This window comes from Qipengyuania sp. 902 (assembly GCF_051195295.1).
In the GTDB taxonomy this organism is placed as follows: domain Bacteria; phylum Pseudomonadota; class Alphaproteobacteria; order Sphingomonadales; family Sphingomonadaceae; genus Qipengyuania.
In genome coordinates, this window is record NZ_JBNJLJ010000002.1 from 831,390 (window position 1) to 856,365 (window position 24,976).

17 protein-coding genes and 1 pseudogene are annotated in these 24,976 nt (G+C 63.8%); 14 read left to right on the forward strand and 4 right to left on the reverse strand.

What is annotated here, in order from left to right; translation table 11 throughout:
* Window positions 1-54: 54 nt before the first annotated feature.
* Window positions 55-1,092, reverse strand: coding sequence for a LacI family DNA-binding transcriptional regulator (locus ACSH0F_RS09220; protein ID WP_435202034.1), 1,038 nt, complete (start codon window positions 1,090-1,092; stop codon window positions 55-57).
* 117 nt (window positions 1,093-1,209) lie between these two features.
* Here ACSH0F_RS09220 and ACSH0F_RS09225 point away from each other — a divergent pair, with 117 nt between their 5' ends.
* The 12 genes and pseudogenes from ACSH0F_RS09225 to ACSH0F_RS09280 all read left to right on the forward strand — a co-directional run bounded on the left by ACSH0F_RS09225 (window position 1,210) and on the right by ACSH0F_RS09280 (window position 17,091).
* Window positions 1,210-1,902 (forward strand): DUF6445 family protein, encoded by a 693-nt coding sequence (locus tag ACSH0F_RS09225; protein WP_435202036.1) that lies wholly within the window; start codon window positions 1,210-1,212, stop codon window positions 1,900-1,902.
* Window positions 1,903-2,092: 190 nt separating this feature from the next.
* Window positions 2,093-4,981, forward strand: coding sequence for a TonB-dependent receptor (locus ACSH0F_RS09230; protein WP_435202038.1), 2,889 nt, complete (start codon window positions 2,093-2,095; stop codon window positions 4,979-4,981).
* A gap of 117 nt (window positions 4,982-5,098) precedes the next feature.
* The gene (locus ACSH0F_RS09235; protein ID WP_435202040.1) at window positions 5,099-6,631 is read left to right on the forward strand and encodes a tryptophan halogenase family protein; all 1,533 of its coding nucleotides are present in this window, start codon (window positions 5,099-5,101) and stop codon (window positions 6,629-6,631) included.
* Entirely contained in the window at window positions 6,628-8,457 is a 1,830-nt protein-coding gene (locus tag ACSH0F_RS09240; protein WP_435202042.1) for an alpha-amylase family glycosyl hydrolase, read from the forward strand. Before ACSH0F_RS09235 ends, ACSH0F_RS09240 begins: the two co-directional genes overlap by 4 nt.
* 17 nt (window positions 8,458-8,474) lie before the next feature.
* On the forward strand, window positions 8,475-10,079 hold the full coding sequence (locus ACSH0F_RS09245; RefSeq protein ID WP_435202214.1) for an alpha-amylase family glycosyl hydrolase: 1,605 nt from the start codon (window positions 8,475-8,477) through the stop codon (window positions 10,077-10,079).
* Window positions 10,076-12,106 carry a glycoside hydrolase family 97 protein gene (locus tag ACSH0F_RS09250; RefSeq protein ID WP_435202044.1) on the forward strand — a complete coding sequence of 677 codons (2,031 nt, stop codon included), beginning with the start codon at window positions 10,076-10,078 and terminating at the stop codon, window positions 12,104-12,106. The genes ACSH0F_RS09245 and ACSH0F_RS09250 overlap by 4 nt, the downstream gene beginning before the upstream one ends.
* Window positions 12,103-12,543, forward strand: a complete 441-nt coding sequence (locus ACSH0F_RS09255; RefSeq protein ID WP_435202046.1) for a tryptophan 7-halogenase — start codon at window positions 12,103-12,105, stop codon at window positions 12,541-12,543. The genes ACSH0F_RS09250 and ACSH0F_RS09255 overlap by 4 nt, the downstream gene beginning before the upstream one ends.
* A gap of 151 nt (window positions 12,544-12,694) precedes the next feature.
* Window positions 12,695-12,853: pseudogene (locus ACSH0F_RS09260) on the forward strand (tryptophan 7-halogenase); the annotation flags it as partial.
* Window positions 12,801-13,622 carry a tryptophan 7-halogenase gene (locus tag ACSH0F_RS09265; protein WP_435202048.1) on the forward strand — a complete coding sequence of 274 codons (822 nt, stop codon included), beginning with the start codon at window positions 12,801-12,803 and terminating at the stop codon, window positions 13,620-13,622. The pseudogene ACSH0F_RS09260 and the gene ACSH0F_RS09265, both read left to right, overlap by 53 nt.
* A 123-nt stretch (window positions 13,623-13,745) precedes the next feature.
* Window positions 13,746-15,290, forward strand: coding sequence for a hypothetical protein (locus tag ACSH0F_RS09270; protein WP_435202050.1), 1,545 nt, complete (start codon window positions 13,746-13,748; stop codon window positions 15,288-15,290).
* A gap of 29 nt (window positions 15,291-15,319) precedes the next feature.
* Entirely contained in the window at window positions 15,320-16,456 is a 1,137-nt protein-coding gene (locus ACSH0F_RS09275; protein WP_435202052.1) for a CaiB/BaiF CoA transferase family protein, read from the forward strand.
* Window positions 16,453-17,091: a TetR family transcriptional regulator gene (locus ACSH0F_RS09280; protein ID WP_435202054.1), complete on the forward strand. Its 639-nt coding sequence runs from the start codon at window positions 16,453-16,455 to the stop codon at window positions 17,089-17,091. The genes ACSH0F_RS09275 and ACSH0F_RS09280 overlap by 4 nt, the downstream gene beginning before the upstream one ends.
* Before the next feature lie 16 nt (window positions 17,092-17,107).
* Here ACSH0F_RS09280 and ACSH0F_RS09285 read toward each other — a convergent pair whose 3' ends face one another.
* Genes ACSH0F_RS09285 through moaA form a run of 3 tightly spaced genes read right to left on the reverse strand, consistent with a single transcriptional unit; the run spans window position 17,108 to window position 21,395 of the window.
* Window positions 17,108-19,162, reverse strand: a complete 2,055-nt coding sequence (locus tag ACSH0F_RS09285; protein ID WP_435202056.1) for a TonB-dependent receptor — start codon at window positions 19,160-19,162, stop codon at window positions 17,108-17,110.
* Between the two features lie 38 nt (window positions 19,163-19,200).
* The gene (locus tag ACSH0F_RS09290; RefSeq protein ID WP_435202058.1) at window positions 19,201-20,385 is read right to left on the reverse strand and encodes a molybdopterin molybdotransferase MoeA; all 1,185 of its coding nucleotides are present in this window, start codon (window positions 20,383-20,385) and stop codon (window positions 19,201-19,203) included.
* An 11-nt stretch (window positions 20,386-20,396) separates the two neighbouring features.
* Window positions 20,397-21,395 (reverse strand): GTP 3',8-cyclase MoaA, encoded by a 999-nt coding sequence (gene moaA / locus ACSH0F_RS09295; protein WP_435202060.1) that lies wholly within the window; start codon window positions 21,393-21,395, stop codon window positions 20,397-20,399.
* Between the two features lie 262 nt (window positions 21,396-21,657).
* Between moaA and ACSH0F_RS09300 the strand changes: the two genes are divergently transcribed.
* Together ACSH0F_RS09300 and ligD are read left to right on the forward strand one after the other, a co-directional pair.
* Window positions 21,658-22,488, forward strand: a complete 831-nt coding sequence (locus tag ACSH0F_RS09300; RefSeq protein ID WP_435202062.1) for a Ku protein — start codon at window positions 21,658-21,660, stop codon at window positions 22,486-22,488.
* Between the two features lie 3 nt (window positions 22,489-22,491).
* Window positions 22,492-24,948 carry a DNA ligase D gene (ligD, locus tag ACSH0F_RS09305; protein ID WP_435202064.1) on the forward strand — a complete coding sequence of 819 codons (2,457 nt, stop codon included), beginning with the start codon at window positions 22,492-22,494 and terminating at the stop codon, window positions 24,946-24,948.
* Window positions 24,949-24,976: the final 28 nt, after the last annotated feature.

Below are 24,976 nucleotides of genomic sequence, written 5' to 3' on the forward strand. Positions count from 1 at the left end.
CGCTGGCATGGCGGCCCCTCCCCGCCAAGCACGTATACGAATACGTAGAGGGCCTTAGCGGGCGGCGCTGGAGCCGCGGACGATTAGTTTGCCCGGCAGCTTGCGCGGCGGCAGGTCCCGATCCTCGATCTGCGCGATCAGCGTCTCGACAAGTGCTTGCCCGGCACCGCGAATGTCTTGCATCACAGTGGTCAACGGCGGTGTGGTGAGGCTTGCGGCGGGAATATCGTCGAACCCCACTACGGCGACATCGCCCGGCACGCTGCGACCCGCCTCCGCCAGCGCGCGCATGGCTCCGATCGCGATAAGGTCGCTGGCGGCGAAGACCGCATCGAAGGCTTTGCCGCTCGCCAGCAGCGCCTCGGCTGCCGCATGACCAGCTTCCTCGGTCGTGATCGCGTCGAACTGCAGCGCGCGATCCGCCTCGATGCCCGCCTCGCGAAGGCCTTCGCACAAGCCCGCATAGCGCCCCGCGAATTCGGGATAGTGCTCGTCCGCATGGCCGAGAAAGGCGACCGCCTTGCGCCCGCTTTCCGCGAGGTGCCGTCCGGCTATCACGCCTGCAGCATGGTTGTCCGTTCCCACCGTCACGCCGCTACTGTCGGAGGAAACCGAGCCCCAGCGCGCGAAATGGGTGCCCTGCGCCTCGAGCTGGTCCAGCCGCTTACGATAAACCGTGTAGTCGCCGTAGCCGAGCAGGATCAGCCCGTCGGCGCGGTGGCTGTCCTGATACTGGACGTGCCAATCGTCCTCCATCCGCTGGAAGGAAATCAGCAGATCCAGGCCGCGATCGGCGCAAGCCCGGGTGATCGATCCCAGCATGGCGAGGAAGAAAGGATTGATCATGCTCTCGTCGGGCGTCGGGTCCTCGAAGAACAGCAACGCGATGGTGTTCGACCGTTGCGAGCGAAGGGACGAGGCATTCTTGTCGACGGTGTAGTTCAGGTCGCGAGCGATCTGCTGGATGCGCTCGCGAGTCTTGGCGCTGACCGCACGGTCGCCCCGCAAAGCACGACTGACCGTGGGCTGCGAGACCCCCGCCGCATAGGCGATGTCGAAGCTGGTCGGCCGACCTGTCGGCTTGCGACCCATCTCTCTCCTCCCGGCCTGTCCTGACAAGCCTTCGCCGCCGACCTTAGCAGGAGGCAGAGCGGAGGCAATCGCGACGCAGTTCCATTCGCCAGCTTTTTGCTTGTATGGCGGGCCGCGATGACCAGTCCACTTGCCCTTAACGCCAATGCGCGGATCGCCACGCGCCATTTCGGCGAGGAACGGCAGCCCCTGATCGAAGTGGACGATGCGCTGATCGACGCAGACCTCGTGATCGATATCGCCGCGCGTCATCGCTTCGCACGTCACGGAGAGTTCTATCCAGGAATTCGCGCGCCGGTTTCCGAAGCGATCTCAATGCCATTGGTCGAGCCGTTGTTACCACGCATTGTAGAGGAGTTCGCCCTCGCCCGCCCGCCCCGCTATCGCGAGTGCTATCTCAGCCTCGTAACCAGGGCCCCATCCAGTCTCGCACCGATCCAGCGCCTGCCGCATTTCGACGGAGTCGAACAAGATCGCATAGCAGTGCTGCTCTATCTCGACCGGGCGGAACGCGGGGGAACGAGGTTCTATCGCCAGCGGGCCACGGGCTTCGAGAGCGTCGATGCGACGCGGTTCGAAACCTATCGATCGAAGCTGGAGGACGGCATCGACAAGTCCGGCCTGCCAGCTGCGAACTACATTTCCGGCGACACCGAACTTTTCGAGAAGATCAACCGCATCGACGGGCGGTTCAACTCCATAGCGATCTACCGCGGCAACACCCTGCATTGCGCCGATCTGCCGGGCGATTTTACGCCCGATCCCGACCCGCGCACCGGCCGTCTGACGCTCAACCTATTCCTCTCCTGACCGGCGCGCAAAGTTGTGACATTTCCGCGACGCACCGACCCTGCCGCCGCATTGCGTATACGTATGCTCTCTAGCTGACCGCCCGATTTGCGACCTATCCAGACGATGAACAGGCTGCCGCTGAGCCGCCTGTCAAGATTAGGATTCGGTCCGGGACTGCACGAAAAACCGGGCCATTGGGAGAGAAATCATGGCATTTCGCAAGTCTCTTGCCGGGGGCATCAGTACCGGCGCCATTTCGATCGCGCTCGCAGCAATCGCTTCGCCCGCCATTGCGCAGGAAGCGACTATCGAGCCGGGTCAGGAATCGCAGCCCGAAGACGATGCAGTCGCCGCCGACAACGTCATCGTCGTCGAAGGCTATCGCCAGTCGCTGGAAACCGCGGTCGGCCTGAAGCGTAACACGCCGGTCATCGCGGAAGCGTTCAGCTCGGAAGATATCGGCAAGCTGCCGGACGTCTCGATCGCGGAAACGCTGGGCCGCCTGCCCGGTCTCGCCGTCCAGCGTGTCGACGGTCGCGCCCAGAGCCTTTCGGTTCGCGGCCTGGGTCCCGACTATTCGAATTCGCTGCTCAACGGTCGCCAGCTGGTTTCCTCGGGCGACAACCGCGCCGTCGAATACGACCAGTATCCGGCCGAGCTGATCGACCAGGGCGTCATCTACAAGGTGCCCTATGCCGGCCTCATCGGTCAGGGCCTGGCCGGTACCGTCGACCTGCGCACCATCCGCCCGCTGTCCAAGGGCGAGCGGATCATCTCGGTTTCGGGGCGCCTCGAATTCAACGAAGGCGGCTCGCTCAATCCCGATGTCGACGGCTGGGGCTATCGCGCCACCGGCACCTATGTCGACCAGTTCGCCGATGGCACGCTGGGTCTCGCCCTGGGCGCGGCCTACCAGTCCAGCCCGAGCCAGGTGAAGCGCTTCAACGGCTGGGGCTATCCGCAGATCAGCGAATCCGAAGCCACCGGCGATCCCGACGCCGACCCTGCAGTTCTTCCGGTTGCTCCGGAAGGCAGCGCCGGCACGACCGTGCTCGGCGGTATGAAGCCCTATGCGCGCTCGGTCGATCTCGATCGTCTCGGCCTGTTCGGAACGCTGGAATGGCAGCCGACCGCCGAATGGAGCGCCACGCTGGACGTGTTCTATGCCGATTATCGCGAACGCATTCCGCAGCGCGGCATCGAATTCCCGCTCTATCCGGGCTGGGGTGCTACGACCAACATCACCGACGTCAGCAATCCGGGCGAATTCTCGGACAGCGTGACGTTCGAAAACGTCCAGCCCGTCGTCCGTAACGACTACGATCGCAAGGACGTGGAAACCTTTGCCGTCGGCTACAATGCGAAATACGAGAACGACGATGTTATCCTGATGGCCGACATCGCCTATTCGCGCGCCGATCGCCGCTTGCAGCAGATCGAGACCAATTCCGGCCTCAACTTCGCTGCCCAGACCGGCGAAGGGTACAATCTGGGCGATGTCGTCACCTATACCCGCAACAGGGGTGGCTTCCCGTTCCAGTTCAGCAACCGCATCGATTATTCGGACACCAGCCTGATCCAGCTCACCGACCCGCGTGGCTGGGGCGGTGGCCGCGGCATCGTGCAGGCCGGCTTCATCAACGACACCAGCACGGACGACGAACTGTGGACCATGCGCGGCGAAGTCGTCGGCAAGGTGGACGATGAAACGATCAAGAGCCTTGTCGCCGGTTTCTCCTACGATCGCCGCGAGAAATCGCGCGACATCACGCAGAACTTCCTTAGCCTGGCCGGTCCGAACGGTGCCTTCATCGCCGATGGCGCGACGACCATCGCCCCGATCCCGGAGAGCGCCCTGCTCGATCCGATCGCCAGCCTCGATTTCCTCGGCTTCGGACCGCAGGTGGCATACGATCCGTTCGCGCTGCTGAACGACGGCACTTATGTGCTGACGAACATCGAAAGCTCCGACCTGCCTTATCCGGGCGACTGGACGGTGACGGAAGATGTCTACACCGGCTATCTGCGGATGGACCTCGACACCTATCTCGGATCGCTGCCGGTCACCGGTAACATTGGCGTCCAGACGGTCTTTACCACGCAAAGCTCGGACGGGTTCGATTCGCAGGGCGGTGTCGGCGCGGTTGCCGTGCCGGTTTCGATCGAGGAATCCTATTCGCACGTCCTGCCCAGCATGACGCTGAACTTCGAAATCGCGCCCGACATGAAGCTGCGCTTCGGTGCAGCCCGCACGCTGGCGCGGGCACGGATGGACTATCTCAGTGCTTCGTCCAACGCAGGCGTCAGCGACGTGATCGACACCGTGACCGGATCGATCTTCGGCGGCGGCGGCGGCAACCCGCGCCTGCGGCCCTATATCGCCAACGGGCTCGACCTGTCGTACGAATGGTATTTCGGCGGCGCGGGCTATTTCGCCATCGCGGGCTATTACAAATGGCTCGACGATTTCGTGAACCCGAATGCCTCGGTCGTGCGCGACTTCAGCTATCTGCGCCCGGTGATCTCGCCCCAGCAGCGTGCCCTGGCGGACGCCACGACCTATCTCGGCCTGGTCAGCGCACCGGACAACCGCGCCGACGGTTACATCCGCGGCGTGGAAGCCAGCCTGTCGCTGCCGTTCTCGAACTTCACGAGCGGCCTTGCCTCCGGCTTCGGTTTCCAGACCAGCGTATCGTTCACCGATAGCGAGCTGACGATCTATCCGCAGGAAGCCGATCCGTTCGTCAGCGACGTTCCCGGCCTGTCGAAATGGGTCGTCAACTCGACGGTCTATTACGAGAACAGTGGTTTCGAGGCACGCCTCAGCCATCGCTATCGCACGGAGTTCCTCGCGGAATTCCCCGGCATTTCGGCCAGCCGCGCGCAGCGCCTGACCTATCCGGAATCGATCTTCGATGCCCAGATCGGCTACCGCTTCGAGGACGGTTCTTCGCTGGAGGGCTTGTCGGTCACGCTGCAAGCGCTGAACCTCACCAACGAGCCGTTCATCAACTACACCGACGGCGACCGCCAGTTCATCATCGATTACGAAGAATACGGTCGCACCTATCTGGTCGGGGCGTCCTACCGCTTCTGACCAGCTGACTTGCGGGGCGGCCACCTCCTCCCGGCCGCCCCGCCCCCATTTGCCTGCCGCGTCATCGCTGCTGCTATGACCCGGCAATTGCATCACCCGAGGGGACCCAAGTCTTTCATGCCTGACGCCACGTCTGATCCACGCGCCATCAAGCGCTTCGTCATCGCCGGCGGCGGGACTGCCGGGTGGATGACGGCTGCCGCGCTCGCGCGCTTCGCACCGCCGGGCACATCGGTTGCGCTGGTCGAAAGCGAAGCGATCGGCACCGTCGGCGTAGGCGAGGCGACCATCCCGCAAATCCATCTGTTCAACGGGGCTCTGGGTTTCGACGAGGCCGACTTCGTCCGCGAGACGAAGGCCAGCTTCAAGCTCGGCATCGAATTCGACGGCTGGCACCGCGAGGGCGAAAGCTACATGCACGCCTTCGGTGCGGTGGGTCGCGGCGTCGGCCTGCTGCCGTTCCAGCACTACTGGCTACGCGCGAAGCAACTCGGCTTCGCCAAGCCGCTGACGCGCTATTCCATGAACGAGCTGGCAGCGCGAACGATGCGTATGCAGCGCGGGCGACGGGCGCAAGGCGCGCCCGAAATGCCCTATGCCTACCACTTCGATGCCGGACTCTATGCCGCCTACCTGCGCCGCTTCGCGGAAGAGCGCGGCGTGGTGCGGCACGAGGGCCTGATCGAGCGCGTCGCGCAGGATAGCGAAAACGGCGCGATCACAGCGCTCCATCTCGACGACGATCGCACGGTCGAAGGCGATTTCTTCATCGACTGCACCGGCTTTCGCGGCCTGCTGATCGAACAGGCGCTCGACACCGGTTACGAAAAATGGACGCAGTGGCTGCGCTGCGATCGGGCGATGGCGGTGCCTTGTGCCAATGGCGGCGACTTTACGCCCTACACCAAGGCGATCGCGCGCAAGGCCGGCTGGCAATGGCGTATCCCGCTGCAGCATCGTATCGGCAACGGCCTCGTCTATTCGACCGCGCATATGAACGACGAGGAGGCAGCAGATGCGCTGCTTGCCAATCTCGACGGCGAACCGCTGGCCGAGCCTCGCGCGATCCCGTTCACCACGGGAATTAGGCGGAATATGTGGCACAAGAACTGCCTCGCCGTGGGTCTCTCGGCAGGGTTTCTCGAGCCGATGGAATCGACCTCGATCCACCTCATCCAGTCGACCATCAGCCGCTTCCTCAGCGTGCTTCCCGGCGCCGAGCCCGATCCCGCAATCGTCGATTGGTTCAACGGCCAGTGCGAATTCGAATGGACCCGCATCCGCGATTTCCTGGTCCTGCACTACACCGCCAATTCGCGGGAGGGTCAGCCGTTCTGGGATGAGGTCCGCACAATGGATTTGCCCGATACGCTCCGCGCCAAGCTCGACCAGTGGCGCGCCACCGGCCTTATCCATCGCGAACATGAGGAGCTGTTCACCGATGTCGGCTGGTTCCAGGTGCTCGTCGGCCAGGGCGTGGAGGCACGGGAATACAACCCGCTGGCCGATGCCCTGCCCGAAAGCGACCTGCGCGCCCTGCTCGATGGCACGGAAGCCGCGCTGGTCGAGGAGGTGCGGCAGATGCCGCGCCATCTCGATTTCCTGCAGTCCATGATGATCTCCGCACCGACACCGGGAGTGCCCGCATGATCCGCCTTGCCCTGCCCCTACTCGCTCTCGGCCTGAGCGCCTGCGTCCATGCGCAAACGCCGACACCTACAGACACGCGAGATTTCCGCGAGCGCGAACCCTCCGAGGAAATCGTCTATTTCGTCCTCCCCGACCGGTTCGAGAATGGCGATCCGTCCAACGACACCGGCGATTTCACCGGTGGCAGGCTCGAAACCGGCTTCGACCCGACAGCCAAGGGCTTCTTCCACGGCGGAGACCTCAAGGGCCTCACCCAGCGCCTCGACTATCTCGAGAGGCTGGGTGTCACGGCGATCTGGTTTGCGCCGATCTTCCAGAACAAGCCCGTCCAGGGCCCGCCGGGCGAGGAAAGCGCAGGCTACCACGGCTATTGGGTCACGGACTTCACGCGCCCCGATGGCCATTTCGGCACGCGGGAGGAGTTCAAGACCTTCGTCGACGCAGCGCATGCGCGCGGGATGAAGGTTTATATGGACATCATCACCAACCACACCGCCGACGTCATCACCTATGCCGACGGGCCGGCGACCAACTTCGAATATCGCAGCAAGGGTGACTATCCCTATTCGACCGTCGGCGATGTGTCGGGCGCGCGGATCAACCCGGGCTTCACCGGCGACGCGGACAGCAGCGAGGCGAACTTCGCCAAGCTGGTCAACCCGAACTTCGCCTATCAGCCGGTCGTTCCCGATGCCGAGAAGGACGTGAAAGTCCCCGCCTGGCTGAACGATCCGATCTACTACCACAATCGCGGCAACAGCAGCTTTACCGGAGAGGACAGCCGCTTCGGCGATTTCGCCGGCCTCGACGACCTCTTCACCGAGCACCCGCGCGTGCGTGAGGGGATGATCGAGATCTTCTCCGGCTGGGTCCGCGATTTCGGTGTCGACGGATTCCGCATCGATACCGCCCGCCATGTCGATCCCGGCTTCTGGCAGGGATTTGTGCCCGCGCTGGGAAAGGTCGCGGAGGAAGAAGGCATCCCCAACTTCCACATGTTCGGAGAGGTTTACAAGGACATTCCCCAGAACGGCTACATCGCCGAATATACCCGCCGCGACAAACTGCCCGCGGTGCTCGATTTCGCCTTCCAGGCCGCCATGCGCGAGCTGCTCGGGCGCGACCAGGGCACGGTGGTACTCGCCCACATGTTCGACGGCGACGTGCTTTACGAAGGCGGCGAGGAAACCGCGCTCGGCCTGCCGACCTTCCTCGGCAATCACGACATGGGGCGGTTCTCGACGCTGATCAAATGGGACAAACCCGAGATTTCGCAGGACGAGCTCCTGGCTCGTGTCATGCTCGGTCATGCGATGATGCTGAGCCTGCGCGGCAGCCCCGTGATCTATTACGGCGACGAGCAGGGCTTTGTCGGAGACGGCAACGACCAGCTGGCGCGCGAGGACATGTTCCCCTCGCAAACGGCGGTCTACAACGACAACGACCTCATCGGCACCGATGCGACGACGGCGACGAGCAATTTCGACGAGAGCCACCCGCTGTTCCGCCTGATCTCCGAATTCTCCGCGATCCGTAAGGCGCACCCTGCCCTCACCCGCGGCAAGCAGGTCGTGCGGCATTACGAGCAGGAGGCGGGCATCTTCGCCGTCAGCCGCTTCGATCCCGATGACGGCACCGAATATCTTGCAGTCTTCAACACCACCGGAGCGGAACGCAGCGCGAATGTCGTGCTCGACTACGGGGCCCGCGAACTGGCGACGCTCGCCGGAAGCTGCCCCGCTGCCGTGACCGCCCCCGGGAGCGCAGCTTTCACGTTGCCCGCCTTCGGCTGGGCTCTGTGCCGTGTGTCGGAGAGCGCCGAGTGAACCGCCACGATCCCTCGATGCAGGCCGCTGCCGCCAGCGCTGCCATGCCGTGGTGGAAAGGCGCGGCGATCTACCAGATCTATCCGCGCAGCTTCCAGGATTCGAACGGCGACGGGATCGGCGACCTGCCTGGGATTACCCGGCGCCTGCCCTATGTAGCCTCGCTCGGCGTGGATGCGATCTGGATCTCGCCCTTCTTCGTCTCGCCGATGAAAGACTTCGGCTACGATGTCGCCGATTACTGCGATGTCGATCCGATCTTCGGCACACTCTCCGATTTCGACGCGCTGGTCGCCCGCGCCCACGAACTCGGCCTCAAGGTCCTCATCGACCAGGTCTATTCGCACACTTCGGACGAGCATCCGTGGTTTGCCGAAAGTCGCTCGGACAGAACCAATCCGAAAAACGATTGGTATGTCTGGGCCGACGCCAAGCCCGACGGGTCGCCTCCGTCGAACTGGCAATCCGTCTTCGGGGGCCCCGCGTGGACGTGGGACGCCCGACGCGGACAGTATTACCTGCACAATTTCCTGAGCAGCCAGCCGCAGCTGAACCTGCATAATCCGCAAGCGCAGCAGGCGATCCTCGACGTTATGCGCTTCTGGCTTGACCGCGGGGTGGACGGGTTCCGCATCGATGCGCTGAATTTCGCGATGCACGACCCGCAATTGCGCGACAATCCGCCCGCGCCTGCGACCGACAAACCGCGCACGCGCCCGTTCGATTTCCAGCTCAAGACCTACAATCAGAGCCATGCGGACATTCCCGCCTTCATCGAACGCATTCGCGCGCTGACCGACAGTTACGATGGCATCTTCACCGTTGCCGAAGTCGGCGGGGACGAGGCAGAGAGCGAGATGAAGGCCTTCACCCAAGGCGAAACGCATCTCAATTCGGCCTACGGCTTCAACTTCCTTTATGCCGAGAAGCTGACGCCCGGAGCCATCTGCGCCGCGCTGGCGCAATGGCCGGACGAAGAAGGCATGGGCTGGCCGAGCTGGGCCTTCGAGAACCACGATGCCCCACGCGCGATCAGCCGCTGGTGGAGCGAAAGCGACCGCGACGCCGCAGCGCGAATGAAGGCGTTTTTGCTGGCATCGCTGCGCGGCAACATCATCCTCTATTACGGCGAGGAACTGGGTCTCTCTCAGGTCGATATCCCCTTCGAGCAGCTGCACGATCCCGAGGCGATCGCGAACTGGCCGCTGACGTTGAGCCGCGACGGCGCGCGCACACCAATGCCTTGGAGCGCGGACCAACCGAACTGCGGGTTCTCGGAGGGCGAGCCTTGGCTGCCCGTGGGCGAGGACAATGTCGCGAGAGCCGTCGCAGCTCAGGACGAAGACGAGAATTCGCTGCTCAACCATACCCGCGCGATGCTCGCTTTGCGCAACGCCAATCCGGCGCTGCATCACGGGTCGGTTGAGCGATGCGAAACGCAGGTTGACATTTTCGTGATCGAGAGGCTCGCCGATGGGCAACACATTCGCTGCCTGTTCAATCTCGACCGCAAAGCTGCTTGCGTGCCACAGGACCTCGCGCGGGGCAGTGTCCTCGCTGCAGTCAACTCAGCCACCCTCCACGAACTTCCGCCCTTTGGCGCAATGGTGATCGAGCTATGAAACCCTTCGCAATCCTCTCCGGCCTCGCCCTACTCTTCGCCGCGCCCGCCGCGCTCGCAGAAGAGGTGGTCACATCCCCCGATGGCACCATCAGCGTCACCGTGGACGTGAATGGCGAAGGGCGCCCCTTCTACCGCGTCGCGAAGGGCGGCGAACCGGTGCTGACCGACAGCCGCCTGGGCTTCCTGCTGGCCGATCAGGACAAGCTGGAGCGCCGCCTTGCCGTGGTCAATGCCACTCGCGCCAGTCACGACGATACCTGGGAGCAGCCTTGGGGCGAGCAGCGCTTCGTACGCGATCATCACAACGAGCTGACCGTTCGCTTCGAGGAGGACAGCAACGAAAAGCGCAAATTCGGCGTCGTCTTCCGCGTCTTCGACGATGCAGTCGCCTTCCGCTATCTGTTCGACGACACCAGCGTCGGCAAGACGCTGCACGTTGCGGAAGAGCTGACCGAGTTCAATATCGCGCAGGACGGCACCGCCTGGTGGATCCCCGGCGGAGAGTGGAACCGCTACGAATATCTCTACGAAAAGACGCCGATTTCCGCTGTGTCGGTCGCGCATACGCCGCTGACTTTCCGCATGGAAAACGGCACGCATGTCGCGCTACACGAGGCGGCGCTGGTCGACTTCGCAGGCATGTGGATGAAGCGGACCACGGGCACGAATTTCCGCGCAACGCTCGCCCCGACCGGCAGCACACCGGCACGTGCCGTGCGCGATGTGCCTTTCGCAACCCCGTGGCGCACGCTCCGCATTTCGGACGATGCAGCCGGCCTCGCCGAGAGCCTGGTCGAGCTCAACCTCAACGAACCAAATAAGCTGGGCGACGTCAGCTGGTTCACGCCGCACAAATATGTCGGCGTCTGGTGGTCGCTCCATCTCGACGAAGAGACGTGGGGCTCCGGCCCGAAACACGGCGCGACGACCGCGAATGTCAAACGCTATATCGATTTCGCCGCCGAGCATGGGTTCGAGGGCGTTCTTGTCGAAGGCTGGAACGTCGGATGGGACGGCAACTGGTTCTTCAACGGGGGCGATTTCAGCTTCACCGAAGCCTATCCCGACTATGACTTTGAAGAGCTGGCCCGCTATGCCGCCGAGAAAGGCGTCCCGATCGTCGGCCACCACGAGACCAGTGGCGATGTCGGAAATTACGAAAGCCAGCTTGCTGCCGGTCTCGACCTGATGGCGGCGCGCGGGGTGAAGACGATCAAGAGCGGCTACGTCACCGATGCGTGCAATTTGCGCTACGTCCATCCCGATGGCCGCGAGACGCGCGAATGCACCGAGAGCCAAGTGATGCAGCGCCATCACCTCAAAGTCGTGACCGAGGCGGCCAAGCGGCAGATCGCCGTGAACCCGCATGAGCCGGTCAAGGATACCGGCCTGCGCCGCACCTATCCCAATTGGGTCAGTCGCGAGGGCGCACGCGGTATGGAATTCGCCGCCTGGGGCGTACCGACCAATGGGCCGAGCCACGTACCGACTTTGGTGTTTACGCGCATGCTGTCCGGCCCGATGGACTATACCCCGGGTGTCCTCAGCCTGCAGGGACGCGGCCAGCCGCTCGAGATGACGATGGCGCGGGCGTTGGCCGAATATGTGCTGATCTATTCGCCGATCCAGATGGTGGCCGACCTGCCCGAACATTATGCCGAGCATCCCGAGCCCTTCCAGTTCATCAAGGACGTGCCCGCCGACTGGTCCGAGAGCCGCATTCTCGACGCTGCCGTCGGCGAATATGTCGTCACGGCGCGCAAGGACCGGAACAGCGAGGAATGGTTCGTCGGCGGCGGCGCGGATGAGCAAGGTCGCGATGTACGGGTTTCGCTCGACTTCCTTGATGCCGGGAAGTCCTATCGGGCCGAAATTTATCGCGACGGTCCGACCTCGGACTATCGCAGCGATGCGCGGTTCGAGATTGTGATCGAAGACCGGACAGTCACCGCCGCCGATACGCTGGACCTGCGAATGGCGCCCGGTGGCGGCTTCGCGATCAGGCTGATACCCGTCGGCGGGTGAGCACGCCCACCCCTCCCCGCGTCGTCGTCCTCGGCGGCGGCAGCGCCGGCTGGATTATTGCCTGCCTGCTCCATCACGAATGGGGTCCACGCGGCGGATCGGTGACCGTGGTCGAAAGCCCCGAGATCGGGATCATCGGCGTCGGCAAGGGTTCGACGCCGCAGCTCAAAGCCTTCTTCGACCATCTCGGCATCGACGAAGCCGAGTGGATGACGGCCTGCGATGCGACCTACAAGCTCGGCATCCGCTTCACCGGCTGGAGCGAGCGGCCCGGTTTCGAAAGCTATTTCCACCCCTTCCCCGCACCCACAGACCTGCACAGCGAGCCGGGCTTCCTGCACAATTGCATGCTCACGCGCCGGGGGTTCACCGTACCGGCCCATACCGGCCCATCCCGACGACTGGTTCATCGCGGAGACGCTCGCAGATGCACGTAAAGCACCGCAGCCTAACGGGAATTTTCCTTTCCCGCCGAGCTACGGCTACCATTTCGACGCCCACAAGCTGGGCGTATTCCTGCGCGACTGAGCGGTAAATCAAGGGGTAGACCACAAGCCTCTTCGTGTAGACGAGGTAGAGCTTGCTGCAGACGGCGACGTGGCTGCGCTGCTCTGCGAAGGCGGCGCGCGTATCGAAGGGGACATCTTCGTCGACTGCTCGGGCTTCCACTCGCTGATCGCGCAGCAGGCGCTCGGTGCAGCAGGCGCTCGGTGCCGAATTCATTTCTTTCGCCGACAACCTCTTTAATGACCGCGCCGTTGTCATGCCGACCAAGCGTGGCGAACCGGTCAAGCCGCAAACCGATGCCGTCGCGATGAGCAATGGCTGGCGCTGGTCGATCCCGCTGACGAGCCGTGTCGGCAATGGCTACGTCTACTCGTCGAGATACATCTCGGACGAAGAGGCCGAGGCCGAGCTGCGGCGGGCCATCGGTATGGAGCACCAAGGCGAGGCCCGCGTCCTGCAGATGCGCGTCGGGCGAGTGGGGGATACTTGGACGAGGAACTGCCTCGCCGCCGGACTCTCGCAAGGTTTCATCGAACCGCTCGAGGCGACCGCGCTGCACATCGTGATTGTGACCGCGCTCGACTTCGCACGCGCTTTCGAAAGCGGCGGCTTCACTGCGCAAAATCGCGAGGCATTCAATCGCCGCATCGCCGACAAATACGAGGGCATTCGCGACTACATCGTGGCGCATTACCGGCTCAACCAGCGCAGCGACACGCAATACTGGCGCGACAATGCGGCCAACCACGCTCTGTCGGCTAATCTAAAGGACATGATGTCGGCCTGGTTCACGCATGAGGACATTGGCCAGCTCAACGCGCGCCAGCATGACGGCTATCCGCATTACGCGAACATGAGCTGGCACTGCCTTTTCGCGGGCTACGGCACCTTTCCGCCTTCAGCCAAGATGCAAGCTCCGCCCCCCGGCCTCGCTGTGGACGATGTGGAGCGGACCCGGGCCATGCTGGCCGCATGCGCGCGTAACTTTCCAGATTACGCGCCGGTGTGACTGGCACGGTAGCGTCCGCGGAGCCGATCCAAACTGACGAACCCTGCAAATACACGTATGACAACCAATCGCTTGACTAATCAAATTTCCTTTTGAAATGTTCGTTTCAATCAAGGAGAGATGATGGTCGATTACAGCGCACTTCCCGCCAACACCCCGGTTCTCGTCGGTGCCGGTCAGATCACCGACCACTGGTATGGCGATGATGCGGCCAGCGCGCCCTCGCCGCAGGATTTGCGCCGCGATGCTGCCCGGATCGCTCTCGAAGACAGTGGTGCGCCAAAGGCCGTGCGAGATGCAATCGACCGGATCGTCGCCGTGCGCACGACGCCGGATTCCATACCCGGCGCGCCGCAACCCTTCGGTCGGTGCGCAAATCCGCCCGCCACCGTCGCGACCGACCTCGCTATTGCGGACACCGAGAACATCTATTCCGAACTCGGCGGCAACCAGCCGCAGGAACTGGTCAACGAACTTGCAGCTGCTTTGCACGCTGGCGAATGCCGTGCCGCGCTGCTCGTGGGGGCGGAGGCGACACGCGCGCTCAAGGCGGCGGTGCGGGCCGGGATGACGCTCGACTGGAGCCGCTCTGCCGCCGGTCCGCAGACCGACCGCGGCTATGGCGGCGCGCTGCTCTCGCCTTACGAAATCCGCAACGGGCTGGGAGCGCCGACGCAGACCTATCCTGCCTTCGAACACGCGCTGCGCCGTCGCCTCGGCAACAGCCGTGAAGAGCATATGGCGCTGATGAGCGAGCTGTGGGCAGCCTTCTCGCAGGTCGCTGCGGACAATCCGCACGCCCAGTTTCCCACCGCGCGCAGCGAGGAGTTTCTCTCGACGCCCAGTGCGGAAAATTACCCCGTCGCCGACCCCTATCTCAAATGGCATGTCGCGCAGGATGCAGTGAACCAGGCCGCCGCCGTCGTGATGACCACCGTGGCCGAAGCCGAGCGAATGGGCATCGACCGCGCAAAATGGATCTTCCTCCACGGCCATGCAGAGGCGAAGGACGGCTTCGTAACCCGGCGGCAAGACTTGTCGCGCTCTCTGCCGATCGAAAAGACGCTGCACCAGGCGCTGCGCACCAGCGGCAAGCAGGCTAGCGACATCGCGCTGTTCGACATCTACAGCTGCTTTCCCTGCGCCGTGCTGCTCGCGACCGAAGCGCTCGGCATCGACTGGCGCGAGACACCGGCAACCTTGACCGGCGGCCTTCCGTTCTTCGGCGGACCGGGTAATAATTACTCGCTGCACGCCATCGCGACCATGACCGAGCGGCTGCGCGAACAACCGGGCGACTTCGGCCTGATACTGGCCAATGGCGGCTTTCTGACAAAGGAAGCGGTCGGCGTCTATTCAACCACGCCGCCTGAGAATTGGGCCCCGGTCTCCAGCGAAACCATCCAGCGCGAAATCAATGCCCAGCTGCTGCCCAAGCCGGAACAGGCCGATGGCGAAATCACCGTCTCGACTTACACCGTGGTCTTCCAGAAGGGCGTGCCGACCCGCGGATACATCATAGGCGACGGTGCGACGGGCCGTGTCCTCGCCCGGATTGCCAAGGGCGACGATGCGACGTTGAAGGCTCTTCTCACTGAAGATCCCATCGGAAAACGTGCCAACATCGAGGTGCGCGACGATACCAATATCATCGCAGGATTCGCCTGATCGTGGTGGGCGCCGGGGACAATCGACCGATGCTCGAAGGCATCAGGGTGGTCGATCTTACCAGCGTCGTCTTCGGTCCCTATTGCACGCAAATGCTCGCCGATCTTGGCGCCGAGGTGACCAAGATCGAGGCTCCCGGTATCGGCGACGCCTATCGTTGGGCAGGCAAGCCGGCGGCGAGCAAGGGGATGGGACCGGGTTTCTTCGCGATCAATCGCGGCAAGCGGTCGCTCGCGCTCGATCTCAAGCAGAACGATGATCGTGAGAGGATGCTCGACCTGCTGCGCGACGCCGACCTGTTCGTCGTCAATGTGCGCGGCAAGGCGCTGGAGCGGCTCGGCCTCGATTACGAAAGCCTCACAGCAATCAATCCGGAGCTGATCTACATCCATTGCGTCGGCTTCGGGCAGGACGGTCCCTACGCCGATCTCCAAGCCTATGACGATGTGATACAGGCCGCGAGCGGCGCCGCGAGCTTGCTGCCGAGGGTCGATGGCGACCCGCGAGCGCGCTATCTGCCGTCGCTCATCGCCGACAAGGTCGCGGGGCTTCACGCCGCCCACGCTGCCTTGGCAGCCATCGTCCACAAATTGCGTACCGGCCGCGGCCAGCATGTCGAAGTGCCGATGTTCGAAGCCTTCACCGGCTTCATCCTGCTCGAACACCTCGGCGGGCTCACCTACGATCCGCCGAATGCACCCGCGGGTTACGAGCGGCAGGTCGATCCCGACCGCCAGCCCTTCCCGACCAGCGACGGTTACATCAGCATCGTCCCCTATACCGATGCCAGCTGGCCCAAGGTGTTCGCCGTGCTCGGTGCGCCCGAAGTGCTCGACGACGAGCGTTTTTCCGACCCCGCGAGCCGCTTTGCCAATATCGGCGGGCTGTATTACGAAATGGCACGATTGACCCGCGACTTCACGACGCAGGAGTTGCTCGAGAAATGTCACGCCGCCCAACTCCCGGCACAGGCCGTGCGCGATCTCGACGACATGCTGGAAGAACCGCACTTCGCCGCGACCGGGTTCTTCCGTAGTCGGACCCACCCGACCGAAGGCGGCTACCGCGAGATGCGGTCGCCCTTCACGTTCGGCGATTACGAAATGCCCGAACTCGCGCCGCCACCGGCGCTTGGCGAGGCCAATGGCGAGGAAACGGAGGCGTGAGCGAACCGCGATCTAAAATACCGACCCGGCAGAAGATTATCGACGCCGCGCGCGAATTGATGGTGGAGCAGGACAGCCTGGAAATCTCGATCTCCGAGATCACCCGCAAGGCAAGCACCAACATCGCATCGGTCAGCTATCATTTCGGCGGGCGCGAGGGGCTGATGGTATCGATCGCCCGCGCCGATGCGGATTTCGCGATCGGCGAGCTCGACAGGCTGCTGGCCTCAGGCATGAGCCCGCCCGACAAGATCGCGCACCACGTCACCGGCATGGTGCGCGCCTATTTCCGCCGACCCTACCTCCACCGGCTGCTGCAAAAGCTGATCCGCGAAGGATCGCGCGAGGCGGCCACGCTGGTCACCGGGTTCTTCAGCATCCCCGTGGCCGATGCCCGCCGGACGATCATCGAAAAAGGCGTGGCGCAAGGGCTCTTCCGGCCCGTCGACACCAATCTGGTCGGCTATGCAATAGAAGGGGCATGTGCGAACATCTTCACCTCTGCCGCCTCGCGCCGCGCCTTGCTGGGCTCGGGCGAGCTAGATCGGGCGCTGGTCGAGCGTTTCGCCGTCAGCACCGCCGAACTCGTCGTGCGCGGCTTGCTTGCGCCTGGAGTCGAACGCCCGCTCAGTTGAAGCGAGCGCTTTCTCTCTAGAAGCCGACGCGCACCCCGGCCCAGACAGTGCGAGGTGCGCCAAGATCGATCGAGCCGCCCTGGTCGCGCGTGACAATGGTTTTGTCGGTCAGGTTCTCTCCGCGCAATACTACCGAGATACCGTCCGCCAACGGGATTTGCGCGAAAGCACCCAGCGTGGTCGCGGCAGGCAGCAGGTCAGTCTCGAGATCGTCCTCGAATTGCGCGCCGACATGGCGCAGTGTGGCCGACAGCAGCCAGTCCCGAGCCGGACACCAGGACAGCGTTGCACCTGCGACCCAGCGCGGCGTCTGCGCGGGGTTATTGCCGTCGAGCGCGGCCGCAGCGCCCGATCCTCGAGCCTCTGCATCGGTGTAAGCAAGGCCGCCATCGAAGCTCACCTCGCCCAGCGAAAGCTTCGCGTTCGCCTCGATCCCGCGCGCGCGGACCGCGTCGATATTGCGGCGCTGGCGCAGGTTCTCGGCGATCGTCACATTCGCGACCGCGTCCTTTACGCGGTTGTCGAAAGCCGTGAAGCCCAGCGCGATACGATCGGATGGCGCGAAATCGACACCCACCTCGAAACCTTCGAGCAGCTCGTTTTCGAGCGCGGCGTTCGCCTGCGTGACCACCGGAAAGACCACGAAGGGCCGGTAGAGTTCATTGAGCGTCGGCAGGCGAAGACCGGTGTAGGCCGCCGCGCGCAAGCTTGCACCGCCGCCGAGACGATAGAGCGCTCCGGCGCGGAAAGACGCCTCCCAGCCCGCGCGATCCGCGAACCGGTCGTCGATCTGGATCGCGCCCGAGGGATCGCGTTCGGTGAAGAAGCCGTTGCGGATCGTGTAGCGATCGAGCCGCGCTCCGCCGGTCAGCGTCAGCGCGCCCAGCGTCAGGTCGTTCTCCACGAACAGGCCGAGATCGGTGGTCGTCCCGCCCGCATTGCGCCGGGCGGTGACTTGCCCGCTGAAGGCGCTGATCGCTGTCTCGAACAGTTCGCCGTCGCTGCGGCGATAGTCGAGGCCGAGGCGCAGGACATTGCGCTCGCCCGTCGGTGGGCGGACTTCGATCTTGCCGCCGATGCCGGTCGAGGGCGTATTGCGCTGGTCGAGGACCGGCACGAAGCGGGTCGAGCTGATCACCCGGTTGGCGAAATTGCGCGCCTGGACATAGCCGAGCACGTCGAATTCCCAGGTCCCGCGACCGATCAGGCGCAGGCTCGCATCCTGCCCCTCGATCCGGCTGTCGCCTCCTTCGAAGCGCAAGGTCCGCTCGTCCTGGAAGATCAGGCCGCGTGCCTGCAATTCGATCGTCTCGGTCAGCGGAGCGACGCCGCGAACTTGCAGCGAATAGCCATCGAATGCTGCGCGCGCGGTGGCAGGCACGCGGTCGCCGACGGGCGTGGTGAAGAAGCCCTTCCCCCGGTCCCAGCGACCGGAAATCACACCGAAGCCAGCCCCGAGGCGCGACGCCAGGCTGGCGCTTGCCCCGGTTTCGCCGCGATCGTTGGCGAGCAGTTGCGCATCGAGCGTGCCGAGCGTGTCGATCCCCGCGCTCTGCAATTCGATCGTGCCGGCCAGCGCGCCCGCGCCGAACGGGCCGGATCCGCCGCCGCGCGTCACCCGGATGGCGGCGAGCCGTTCGGGGGCAAGCGCGCTGAAGGGGATGAAGCCGAAGAAGGGATCGGCCATCGGCACGCCGTCGAGCAGTACCAGCGCGCGGCTGGTCGCATTGCCGCCTAGTGCACGCAAAGTCGCTCCCTGCGCCGAGGGGTTCGCAGAACGACTGTCCGAACGGCGGAATTGCTGGAAGCCCGGCACGGCTGCCAGCGCATCCTCGATCCGGCCCGACGAGGTCGAGACCAGCGTCTCGCGCTCGATCACCTGGACAGCGTAAGCTGGTGCGGCGGGCGTTTCGGCAAGGCCTTCGCCGGTCACGACGATGACCGGTCCATCGTCGCTCTCCTGCGCTGCGGCAGGGGCTGCAAGCACAGCGGCAAGGGAGACGGTCGAAGCAAATATCGGCGATCGGATCACGGCGCGGCCTCTCGTTTCGGAGCGGCGCGATTGAGACATCGGCTGCGCGCGGTCAACCGCTGAAGCCGTCGGCGCGATCAGAAAGCGAGAGCCGAGACGATCGCTCCTGCTTGCTCGGCACCCGAGCCGGGAGGGCGGCGGATGAGCCAACGGGCATCCAGCAGGGGCGCCTGTGCACCGCTCTGCTGGTTTCTGAGCGGCAACAGGCCGTCAGCCCCGGAGGCAGCCCGAACGAAGGTTTCGCGCGAGCCTGTTTCCCCGAAATCGGCACCCAGCACCATCGGCATGAACGCCAGCTCCGAAGCTGCCGACCCCCCTTGCAGGCAGGCTAGCAGGGGCCGGAGAAACAAGCGCGCTGTGACCATGGCCGATGTCGGATTGCCCGGCAGGCCGAGCACCAGCTTGCCCTGCGCCATGCCGAACCACACCGGACGCCCGGGCCGGATCGGCAGGCGCGCGAAGACTTCTTCCAGACCGTGGTTCGCAAACATCGGCCGAGCGAGGTCGTAGTCCCCCACCGACGCTCCGCCGGTGACGACGACGCAGTCCGCCGTGTCCAGAGCCGCGCCTGCCAATTGCGACAGTTGTTCGAGATCGTCGCCGCCGCGCGCGGTGTACGTCACTTCGCCACCTGCAGCTCTCGCCATGGCAGCAACGCCATAGCTCGCACTGTCGGCCAGCGTAGCTTCATCCGCATAAGCATCGCCGGGCGCGACGAGTTCGTCACCCGTCGCAATGATCGCCACCCGTGGGCGGTGCCGAACCTCGACCTCTGCCCGATCGGTCGCAGCCGCAGCCACCATCGCTTGCGGAGTTAGCCGTGCACCCGCAGGAACCAGCAGGTCCCCGCGTCGGAAATCGCTCCCGGCTTCGCGCACATGGCGTGCCGGTCCGAAGCCCTCGCGAAACCGTATCCGGTCGCCGTCGCGCTCGGCATATTCCTGCATGATGACGCAGTCCGCGCCCTCCGGCAGGAAGGCGCCGGTGAAGATGCGCATGGCCTGTCCGGGCTCAAGTGCTTGCTCGGGCAATTGGCCGGCCCGCACCTCGCCGATGCAGCCGAGCCAGTCGCCAGCCTGCGTGCTCGCTCCCACTACGGCATAGCCATCCATGACCGAGCAAGCGCGGCGCGGCGCATCGCTACGCGCGGTCAGACTTTCGGCAAGGTAGCGTCCCGCCACGTGCTTAAGCGATAAGGTTTCCGTTTCGAGCGGCGAAACGGCTGCCTCCAGAAACGCTATGGCCTCGTCGAAATCCGGCACCGGCCCCTCGCCTATCCGCCGATCGATGCGAGATGCGGGGTCGCGCCGCTATCGCCTTCGCGCAGCCGGTGGCCCGCGGCCTTGTCCGGCATTGCGCGGCGAATGGCTGCGATCAGCTCCTCATGCTGGTCATCATGCTGGAGCAGCTGACGCAGGTCTAAACCGCCCTCCCCGAACAGGCAGAGGTGCAACTTGCCGCGGCTCGAGAGGCGCAGGCGGTTGCAACTGTCGCAAAACCCATGGGCGTAGGGCGCAATCAGGCCGATAGTCCCGGCGTAATCGGGATGCGCGTAATCGACCGCTGGACCGGCGCCTGCCTTACGCGGCATTGCAATCCACCCCTCGCGGGCCAGCCGCGTGCGGACCAGATCGCCCGACTGAGCTTCGCCCGCCTGCCACTCTGCATTGTCGTTGGTTCGCATTAGTTCGATGAAGCGCCATGCGACCGGGCGATCGGCCACGAAGGCGCGAATGCGGTCCCATTCGGCGTCGTCCAGACCGCTCATCAGCACGGTGTTGACCTTCACCGCGTCGAAACCGACTTCGAGAGCCTGATCAATTCCGCGCACAACGTCGGCTAGCCGGTCGTGCCCGGTGATGCGTGCGAACCCCGCCGGGTCGAGCGTGTCGATGCTGACATTGACCGCGTCGAGCCCCGCGTCCCGCCATTCCTGCGCTCTTTCGGCGAGTCGATAACCATTCGTGGTCATCGCCAGTCGGTGAATGCCCGGCACTTCCGCCAATGTGCGCGTGATCGCGGTAAAGTCGTGGCGCACCGTCGGCTCGCCCCCGGTCAGGCGCAGCTTCCACAGGCCGAGGTTCGCGAATGCGCGTACAGCGCGGGCCATCTCCTCCACCGTAAGCTCCGGTGCGAGACCTGCCTGCTTCTTGAAGCCGTTCGGCAAGCAATAGGTGCAGCGGAAATTGCAGCGATCGGTCACGGACAGTCGCAGATAGGAGAAACGCCGACCATGGCCGTCTGCCAATCCGGCGTGCTGAGTCGCAGGCACAGGCAGCGGGTTTTTCACAGGTTCGAGCGGCGGCATCACTTGGCGATACGCGGCCCAGCACACAAAAGCTACAGCGGGTCTGCCGCAACCTCCGCGTCGGTCACGGGGCCTTACGAGCGACGCGGGGCCGATATCGGTTACAGATCCGGTGCAGCCACCCGCCCAACGCATGGGTGGGCGGATGATACCTTAGTCGTGAAGAACAACTCCATTCGAAACATTCCGTCCCTTTCGCACGTTCACATGCGAACGGAGATTTTTGATGGCTGCACGAGCTTATTGGCAAGGACAGATACGGCTGGCCCTGGTTTCGATCCCGGTCGAAATCTATTCGGCGTCCAAATCCGGCTCGAGGATCAGCTTCAACCAGATCCACGAGCCGAGCGGCAAACGCATCTCTTACGAAAAGGTCGTGCCGGGTATCGGACCCATCGACCGCGACGAGATCATCCGCGGTTACGAGATTTCAAAGGGCAATTACGTCCTGCTCGAGGACGAGGAAATCGAGGCCGTCAAGATCGAGAGCAAGCGCACGCTCGAACTGGTCCAGTTCGTCGATGCCTGCGAGATCGATCCGCTCTATTTCGAGAAGCCCTATTACGTCGCGCCGCAGGACGAGCTGGCCGAAGAGGCGTTCATCGTGCTGCGTGAGGCGCTGCGAAAAGCCAAGAAGGTCGCGCTGGGCCAGCTATCGGTGCGCGGGCGGGAAAAGCTGGTCGCAATCAAGCCGTGCGGCAAGGGGCTGCTGCTCGAAACTCTGCGCTATGCCGATGAAGTGCGCGCGGGCCAGAGCTTTTTCGACGATATCGACGATGCCAAGCCGAAGAAGGAATTGCTCGACCTGGCCAATACGCTGATCGAACAGAAGAGCGCCCCCTTCGATGCAGGCGAGTTCGAAGATCGCTATGCCGAAGCGCTGAAGAAGCTGATCGACAAGAAGGCCAAATCGAAGAGCAATAAAGCAGTCATCGAGGATGTGGACGATCCGGACGCCCCGCCGGGTTCCAACGTCATCGACCTGATGGCCGCTCTCAAGAAATCGGTCGAGGGCGACAAGGCGAAGAAACCTGCAAAGCGCAAGAAATCCGCCTGATCTATGGCCGAACGCAAGGATCCTCTGACCGAGTACAACGCAAAGCGGGACTTCAAGCAAACGCCCGAGCCTGCGGGCAAGCCCGAGGCCAGCAAATCGGGCGACCTCTTCATCGTTCAGAAGCATGACGCGACCCGGCTGCATTGGGACCTGCGGCTCGAAGTGGATGGTGTGCTGAAGAGCTGGGCGGTGACCAAGGGACCTTCCCCCGATCCGGACATCAAGCGACTGGCGGTCCGGACCGAGGACCATCCCATGTCCTACGCGGAGTTCGAAGGCGTCATTCCCAAGGGGGAATATGGCGGCGGGACGGTCATGCTGTGGGACCGGGGAAGCTGGGCGCCTGTCGAGGGCAAGAGCGCGAAGGACCTCGAAAAAGGGCATCTCCACTTCACGTTGCAAGGCGAGCGGATGCGCGGTGAGTGGCTGCTGGTCCGCCTGAAGCAAAAGTCGGGCGAGAAGCGCGAGAACTGGCTTTTGCGCAAGCTGCAGGATGAGCACGCGGAAGCGGGCGATGCGCTGGTGCAACGCGAATTGACCAGCGTTGCGACCGGTCGTTCGATGGCGGAAATCGCAGCCAGGAAAGATGGCGCGCGGGCCATCACAGGCACTAAGAAATCCCGCAAGACGAAAACCGCTGCGCTGCCGAAGTATCGGAAACCCCAACTTGCCACGCTGGTCGACGATGTGCCGACGGGCAATCGCTGGATGCACGAGATCAAGTTCGATGGCTATCGCGCGCTGGTGGCGGCGCGCGGCAAGGATGTGCGCATCTATACGCGAAACGGCAAGGACTGGACGGACAAGTTCGGACCTCTGGTCGATGCCATTGCTGCGCTGGACCTGCCTTCGGCCCTGATCGACAGCGAAATCGTAGCCTATGATGACAAGGGCAATCCGGACTTCTCGACCCTGCAAAAGGTCTTGAAGCGAGGCTCCGGATCACAGCAGCCGTCCGATAAACTGGCAGTGCACACTTTCGACTTGCTGGAACTGGAAGGAGACGATTTAAGCGACCTTCCGAATATCGAGCGCAAGGAACGGCTCGAAGCCTTGCTCGCGAATGCGGAGGCGCCGATTCATGTAGCCGAACACGTCCTAGGGGCAGGCGAGACCCTGTACCGGGCGATGTGCGACGCGAAACAGGAAGGTATCATCTCCAAAACCGTGGACGGGAAATATTCCGGCCGCCGGTCGAAAGCCTGGGTGAAGGTGAAGTGCACCCGCAGGCAGGAATTCGTCGTCATCGGCTGGAAAGCTTCGAGCGCGAAGGGGCGCCCCTTTGCGTCTCTCCTGCTCGCCCAGCATGAGGGCGGCGAGCTTGTCTACAAGGGCAATGTCGGCACCGGTTTTTCTTCCGACGATCTCGATGAGCTCGCGGCGAAACTGAAGCGGCTGGAGCGCAAGACCCCGCCCGCGGAGGTGGAGAAGGCGTCGTCGCGCAACGTGACGTGGGTGACCCCGAAGCTCGTGGCGGAAATCGCCTTTGCCGAGTTCACCGCCGACGGGAACGTGCGCCACGGCAGTTTCCTCGGCCTGCGTGGCGATAAACCGGCGAAGATGGTCGTTCCCGAAAAACCCGCATCTGCCCCCGCGGAAGAGGAGGTCGCGATCTCCAGCCGCGACCGTGTCATTTTTCCAGACAGCGGTCAGACGAAGGGGGAATTGGCCGACTATTACGCAGCAATCGCACCGGTAATGCTCCCATTCGCCGCGCGGCGCCCCGTCAGCCTGGTCCGTTGTCCGCAAGGGAGGGCGAAGAAGTGTTTTTTCCAGAAGCATGACAGCGGTGCCCTCGGCGATGCCGTCCACCATGTTCCGATCCGCGAGAAAGACGGCGGGCACGAGGACTACCTCTATGTCGAGGACCAGCGCGGCCTCCTGCAGTGCGTCCAGATGGGCACGATTGAGTTTCACGGCTGGGGCGCGCGCTCTGACGATGTCGAGCAGCCCGATCGGATGATCTTCGATCTCGACCCCGACAAGGGGCTTGGTTTTACCGAAGTGAAGACAGCCGCGCGCGACATTCACGACCGGCTTGCCGACCTCGGGCTGACCAGCTTCGCCATGCTGTCGGGCGGCAAGGGCGTCCATGTCGTGGTGCCGCTCACGCCGGGCCACGGCTGGGGCGAGCACAAGGATTTCGCCCGGCGGTTCTCCGAAGCGCTGAGCCTTGCCGAACCCGACCGCTTCACCGCGAACATGAGCAAGGCAAAGCGGAGGGGCCGCATCTTCATCGACTGGCTGCGCAACCAACGGGGCGCGACGGCAGTGCTGCCCTACTCGGCGCGTGCACGGTCCGGCGCGCCAGTCGCGGTTCCTGTTACATGGAACGAACTCAAGGGGATGGATGATGCCAAGCCATTTTCCATCGATCAGGCGGACACGCTGTTGCGGCGTGCTTCATCGAAAGCGTTGCATGGGTGGGGTTTCGCCGACCAGCGCCTTCCAAACCTCTAAAAATTGATTTTCGGACACCTTTTGACCC

Excerpts from the sequence above, each read along its gene's own strand:
- ACSH0F_RS09240 (WP_435202042.1), top strand. The coding sequence starts at position 6,628 with ATGATCCGCCTTGCCCTGCCCCTACTCGCTCTCGGCCTGAGCGCCTGC.
- ACSH0F_RS09285 (WP_435202056.1), bottom strand. The coding sequence starts at position 19,162 with ATGTCTCAATCGCGCCGCTCCGAAACGAGAGGCCGCGCCGTGATCCGA.
- ACSH0F_RS09250 (WP_435202044.1), top strand. The coding sequence starts at position 10,076 with ATGAAACCCTTCGCAATCCTCTCCGGCCTCGCCCTACTCTTCGCCGCG.
- ACSH0F_RS09275 (WP_435202052.1), top strand. The coding sequence starts at position 15,320 with ATGCTCGAAGGCATCAGGGTGGTCGATCTTACCAGCGTCGTCTTCGGT.
- ACSH0F_RS09300 (WP_435202062.1), top strand. The coding sequence starts at position 21,658 with ATGGCTGCACGAGCTTATTGGCAAGGACAGATACGGCTGGCCCTGGTT.
- ACSH0F_RS09225 (WP_435202036.1), top strand. The coding sequence starts at position 1,210 with ATGACCAGTCCACTTGCCCTTAACGCCAATGCGCGGATCGCCACGCGC.
- ligD (WP_435202064.1), top strand. The coding sequence starts at position 22,492 with ATGGCCGAACGCAAGGATCCTCTGACCGAGTACAACGCAAAGCGGGAC.
- ACSH0F_RS09220 (WP_435202034.1), bottom strand. The coding sequence starts at position 1,092 with ATGGGTCGCAAGCCGACAGGTCGGCCGACCAGCTTCGACATCGCCTAT.
- ACSH0F_RS09270 (WP_435202050.1), top strand. The coding sequence starts at position 13,746 with ATGGTCGATTACAGCGCACTTCCCGCCAACACCCCGGTTCTCGTCGGT.
- ACSH0F_RS09245 (WP_435202214.1), top strand. The coding sequence starts at position 8,475 with ATGCAGGCCGCTGCCGCCAGCGCTGCCATGCCGTGGTGGAAAGGCGCG.
- ACSH0F_RS09230 (WP_435202038.1), top strand. The coding sequence starts at position 2,093 with ATGGCATTTCGCAAGTCTCTTGCCGGGGGCATCAGTACCGGCGCCATT.
- ACSH0F_RS09235 (WP_435202040.1), top strand. The coding sequence starts at position 5,099 with ATGCCTGACGCCACGTCTGATCCACGCGCCATCAAGCGCTTCGTCATC.